The organism is Streptomyces sp. NRRL S-495 (assembly GCF_000966955.1).
Lineage (GTDB): Bacteria > Actinomycetota > Actinomycetes > Streptomycetales > Streptomycetaceae > Kitasatospora > Kitasatospora purpeofusca.
Window position 1 is genome coordinate 1 of sequence record NZ_JZWY01001169.1, and the last position, 5,420, is coordinate 5,420.

General features: G+C 74.8%; 4 protein-coding genes and 1 pseudogene. 2 read left to right on the forward strand and 3 right to left on the reverse strand.

The window, feature by feature from the left end:
• The first annotated feature begins 250 nt into the window (after nt 1-250).
• A complete protein-coding gene (locus VR45_RS40205; protein ID WP_045944927.1) occupies nt 251-1,366 on the forward strand; it encodes a hypothetical protein in 1,116 nt (371 codons plus the stop codon).
• Between the two features lie 65 nt (nt 1,367-1,431).
• Here the strand turns inward: VR45_RS40205 and VR45_RS40210 are convergent, their stop codons facing one another.
• The 3 genes from VR45_RS40210 to VR45_RS40220 all read right to left on the reverse strand — a co-directional run bounded on the left by VR45_RS40210 (nt 1,432) and on the right by VR45_RS40220 (nt 4,859).
• The gene (locus VR45_RS40210) at nt 1,432-1,899 is read right to left on the reverse strand and encodes a hypothetical protein (protein WP_053643183.1); all 468 of its coding nucleotides are present in this window, start codon (nt 1,897-1,899) and stop codon (nt 1,432-1,434) included.
• A gap of 175 nt (nt 1,900-2,074) precedes the next feature.
• Entirely contained in the window at nt 2,075-3,805 is a 1,731-nt protein-coding gene (locus tag VR45_RS40215) for a serine hydrolase (RefSeq protein WP_045944929.1), read from the reverse strand.
• Between the two features lie 193 nt (nt 3,806-3,998).
• Nucleotides 3,999-4,859, reverse strand: a complete 861-nt coding sequence (locus VR45_RS40220; RefSeq protein ID WP_045944930.1) for a LysR family transcriptional regulator — start codon at nt 4,857-4,859, stop codon at nt 3,999-4,001.
• Between the two features lie 172 nt (nt 4,860-5,031).
• On the opposite strand from VR45_RS40220, the pseudogene VR45_RS40225 reads away from it, so the two are divergent.
• Nucleotides 5,032-5,420 (forward strand): annotated as a pseudogene (locus VR45_RS40225) (EamA family transporter); the annotation flags it as partial.

Consider the following 5,420-nt stretch of genomic DNA (forward strand, 5'->3'; position numbering starts at 1 on the left):
CGGCGGACCGGGCGGCCCGTGCCGGGGGCCTGTGCCACCGCCCGGCACGCCCCTACGATGTGAGCGCCGTCGGGCCTGACCCCCGACCCCGTCACTGCCGGCCGACGCCGGACCGCACCGGTCCTCCCTGAGGGACCGTCGCCCCGTCGGCCGCCGCGCGCCGGCCCCACCGAGGAGCCAGGGCGGAGCAGCAGTGCGGGCAGCACCGCGCAGGCCACCCGTGATTCCTCACCGTCCAAGGGGTATGCCCATGCACGCCGGTACCTTCGCACCACCGGTCAGACCCGTCGGCGCCGCCCGCGCCCTGCTCCTCGTCCTCGCCGTCCTGGCGGCCCTGGTGGGCGTCAGCCTCCCGGCGGCCGGCCCGGCCCGTGCCGCGGTGCCCGACCGCTGGGGCTTCGCCTACCTCGACAACCCGGCCCCGCCCCTGGGGTACGTCCCCGACCCCAGCCGCCAGTGGGGCAGTTGGCCCACTCCGGCCACCAACCCGGTGAAGGTGGACCAGGTCGGCACCGGGTCCTACGTGGTGCACTTCCCGCTGATCGCCGGGCCCGGCGGCATCGCGCACGTGACGGCCGTCGGCCGCACCGGCAGCTGGTGCCAGGTCCGGGGCTGGGGCACCGCCGGCACCGGCCAGGACGTCGCGGTGGGCTGCTACCGCCCGGGCGGCGCGCCCGAGGACACCCGGTTCACCGTCCTCTACACCACCAGCAGCGGCGTGCCGTCCCCGCCCGCCGGCAGCTACGGCTACGTGTTCGCCAACCCCACCGGGTCGGTGGTCACCCAGTACAACTCGGCCGGCGGCACCAACACGGTGGGCCCCGGCGGCACCGGCATCTGGAAGGTCTGGCTGCCCGGCCTGGGCCAGGCCACCCCGGTCGGCAACCTCGAGGTCACCGCCGTGGACGCGACGGCCGGCGCCCGCTGCAAGGTCGCCGACTGGTCGCCCTCGGCCACCGGCCAGACCGTCGTGGTCGCCTGCTTCAACGCGGCCAACGCGCCGTACAACACCCGCTGGACGCTGAGCTACGCGGAGAAGCGGGCCGTGCACGGCCCGGCGTTCCCGCCCAACTCCTTCGGCCACCTGTGGTTCAACGGCGGTCTCCCCCCGGGCGCCAACTACAACTCCTCCGGGGCCACCAACACCCTCACCGGTTCGGTGCCCTACACCGTCAACCTGCCGAACATCGCGGTGCCTTCCGACACCGCCCAGGTCACGGCCTTCGGCCCCGGCCCGGACTACTGCGGGCTGGCCACTCCCTGGAACCGCAGCGCGGGCACGGTGAACCTGTTCCCGCTGTGCTTCAACGGCTCGGGCTCACCGATCGCGTCCCGCTTCTTCACCGCCTACACCTCGGCCTTCTAGCGGCGCCGACGGCCGGGCGCGCGAGGAACCTCGCGCGCCCGGCCGCGTGCCGATCGGAAGGCCGGTCAGAAGAGCCGGTGCCCCTTCACCCAGACCGTCCCCCGGCCGTCCGGCCGGATGTAGCGGAGCTTCTTGACGCCCTCGTACTTGTGGCCGAGCGCGGCGAAGGTGAAGCCGAGGACGAAGCCCAGGAAGCTCAGCAGGAAGAGCAGGCCGACCACGGCCGCCCCGCTGTCGTCGTTCTCGTCGGACGTCTGGCCGCCCAGGTGGACCAGCATCGGGACCGTCACCAACAGGGACAGCAGGAGCAGCCAGCCGACCGCGAGGTAGACGCGCTTCTTCAGCCGGGCCTTGGCCAGGCTCTCCACCGTGACGCTCATGGTGCGCCGGCAGCGGTGGCAGGTGAAGGGCATCACCTCGTCGCCTTCCTTCGGCCGCGACGGCCCGCCGGGCGCCCCGGAGCCGAGGCTCCACCGGACCGTGGTCGAGGCGAGATCGGTCTGGACGCTCACCCGGCACCCGATGGTTGCCACGTACCGCTCCTGCAAGGACAACTGCCCCACCCGCCACCCTGTTGCCGCCCCGCGCCTGCCGCGGGGGCGGCCAGGGTACCGCGCCCGGCGCCGGCCCGGAACCGGTTCACGATTCCCGATTCCCTTGATGTGTCGGCGAGTTGAGCGCCCCCCTGGGTGGCGGGGTGATGCGGCCTCAGCTCCTGGTGAAGGTGCCGAGGCCGTCGTGGTCGAACTGCTCGACGACCACGGTGGCGGCCTTCCCGTCCGCCCCCACGGCGAAGGTCACCCCGGACAGGCCGGCGGCGTTCTCGCCCCGGGTCCGGAAGCTGAACACGTCGCCGTTGTAGTGCTGGAGCGGGAAGCGCAGGTTGTCCGGCCCCAGGCTCATCACCAGCCCGCCGCCGTCCCCGGAGCTCACCGTCATCGGACCGAAGTAGTCGTTGCCGTACGTGCCGAGGTAGGCGCTGTCCGGCTTCGCCGGGGCCGCTCCGGCCGGTGGGGAGGCGTAGTCGGTCGGCGAGGTCTGGCTCTGGGCGGCGGCGGGCACCACCTTGCCCATGAAGCCCAGCCAGTCGACCGTCTCGTGGCCGTTCTGGGCGAGGTCGAAGAACTCCTCGGCCACCGCCTCGGGGACGCCGGTGGGCTGGCCGTTGGTCAGGACCACGATCCCCAACTGCTCGGACGGCAGCAGGGTCACCACCGTCGCCGCGCCCAGCGAGAAGGCGCCGGAGTGGTTCAGCCGCAGCCGGCCCTCGGCGTCGTAGCTGACGTTCCAGCCCAGGCCGTAGAAGCCGGTCCGGCCGGCGGGCACGGTGGTCGGGCTGGAGACGCTCTGCGGCAGCCGGGTCTCGTTCAGGCCCGCCGGGTCGACGATCTGCTTGCCCTCGAAGGTGCCGTCGGCGAGCTGCAGCCGCATCCACCGGCCGAGGTCCCGCACGGTGGAGCTCACCCCGCCGGCCGGGGCCTGCGGGTCGGGGTTCTCGGTGGTGCTGACCTGCCAGCCGGCGGCGTCGTGCACGTGCGGCGTCGCCTTGTTCGCCGCGCTGTCGTAGGCGGAGCGCAGGGAGCTGGTGGAGTTCATCCCCAGCGGCTTGTAGAGCACGTCCGCCGCGAGATCCTCCCAGGCCGCGCCCTTGGCCTTGGCGACGGCCACGGCGGCCTCGGTCAGGCCGTAGTTGGTGTAGGCGTAGCTCGCGCGGAACGGCGCCAGCTGGTGTTCCCGGAGGTGCTGCAGGATGTAGTCGCGCTGGTAGCCGAGGTCCTCCAGCAGGTCGCCGGCGTGGTCCGGCAGACCGCTGCGGTGGGCGAACAGGTCGGCGATCGTCACATGGCTGCTCACCCAGGGGTCGGCCAGGGCGAAGCCGGGATCGTGGGCGGTGACCGGGTCGTCCCACTTGACCGCCTTCTGGCCGACCACCCCGGCGACCACGGTCGAGGAGATCGGCTTGGACAACGAGGCGAGCTGGAACACCGTGTCCTGGTCCACCGTCTCCGGCTTGCCGAGCTGGCGGACGCCCAGGCCCTTGGCGTGGATCACCTTGTCCTTGTACACGACGGCGAGGGCCAGCCCCGGTACCCCGGTCTTCGCCAGGGCGTTCTGCGCGTAGCCGTCGATCCGGGCCACGGCGGCGTTCACCTGGTCCTCGGTCAGCTCGGCCGGGGGCTGCCGCGGCGGTGCGGTGGCCGGGGCGGACGCCGAGGTGGTCGAAGCGCCGCCGGAGGACGGGGAGGCGGGGCTCGTGGAGGCCGGGCTCGTGGGGGCGGGTTCGGGATCGCCGCCGGAGGCCGAGGTGCATCCGCCGAGCAGCGGGACGCCCAGCAGCAGACCGGCCGCCAGCAGGGGCGCGGTGCCGCGCGACACCGGGCGGGGCGTGGTCCGGCCGGGCCCGGCGGCGGTCCGCCGGGGTGCGCCGTGACGATGCATCGGGATCCTCCCTCGTCCGGGCGGCGCGGCCCGCATCCGGCGGCGCCGCCGTCCGCCTCACGGCGCGAGTATTCGACGCCCCGTCCGGCGCCCGCTCCCGCCGCGCGCCCGGGCGTCCGCAATCCACCCGTCCGGCGGCGCGGGCCGACGGGGGCGGAAGTGGGCGCCGACGGGGGGCGCGCCCCGGCCCCGGTCAGGTGCCGGACAGCAGCTCGCGGATCAGGCGGACCAGGGCCGGCACCGCCGGGTGCGGCGGGGTGTCGGCACGCCGGGCGAGGAACAGCGGCACCGGCGGGGCGTCGGCGAGCGGCCGGTAGGCGATCATCGGGTGGCTGTGCAACCGGGGGGTCGCCGCGGTCGAGACACCGACGGCGCGGCCCCCGGCGATGACGGTGAGCCACTCGTCGGTGTTGTCGACCTCGATCGTCGCCGGGGGCCGGGCCCCGGCCGGCCAGAGGTCGAGGGTGGTGGTGCCGGCGACCGTGTTCAGTGCGACCGGCCGGGCGGCGAGGTCCGCGAGAGTGAGGGTGGCCCGCCCGGCGAGCTCGCTGTCGGCGGGGACGGCCGCCACCCGCTCCTCCTCCAGCAGCAGTTCTGTGACCAGCCCGGGTTCGGTGACCTCGCCCCGCAGCAGGGCGACATCGGACCGGCCCCGGGCGAGGCCGGCGGTGCGGTCGTCGATCCGGCGCAGTTCGAGCGGCTGGCCCGGGTGCTCCCGGTCCCAGCGGCGCAGCAGGGGCACGGTGTACTCGCCGAGGGCCGGCCAGGGGTGGCCGAGGCGCAGCGGGAGGACGGTCAGCGCGCGGGGGTCGAGGGCGACGTCGACGGCGGCGAGGGCGGCGGCGGCCCGGTCCCGGAAGGCCCGGCCGGCGGCGGTCAGTTCCAGGTGGTGGGTGGAGCGGTCGACCAGGCGGGTGCCCAGGTGGTTCTCCAACTGGCGCAGGGTGCGGGACAGGGCGGGCTGGCCGATGTGCAGGCGGACCGCGGCGCGGGTGATCGTCCCTTCCTCGGCGATGGCGAGGAAGGCGCGCAGGTGGCGCAGCTCGATGGTCATGCCTGGGGAGCATAACCGCCGTCGGATCGGCATTTCACGCGCCGGGGGCGGATTCCTAGCGTGGAGGGCATGACGAGCACCGCCGAAATTCGCGGCGGGCCTCCGGCGGACCGGCAGGCCCTTCCGGACGGTGGCCGCGCCCGCCCGGGCGGGCAGTGCCACCGGTGTCGGCATGGTGCTGGCGAGCACCCTCTCGGTGCAGTTCGGCTCCGCCGTCGCCGCCCTGCTGTTCCCCCGGGCCGGCGCCCTGGGCACGGTCGCGCTGCGGGTGACGATCACGGCCGTCCTGCTGCTCGCCGTCTGCCGGCCCCGGCTGCGCGGGTACGGCCGGAGGGACTGGGCCGTCGCGGGCGCCTACGGAGTCGCGCTCGGCGGGATGAACATCCTCTTCTACCAGGCGATCGACCGGATCCCGCTCGGCCCGGCGGTGGCCCTGGAAGTGATCGGGCCGCTGCTGATGTCGGTCGTCGCCGCCCGGCGGGCGGCCGGCCTGCTGTGGGCGGGGCTGGCGTTCGCGGGCGTGCTGCTGCTCGGGCGGGACGGCTTCGACCGGCTCGACCC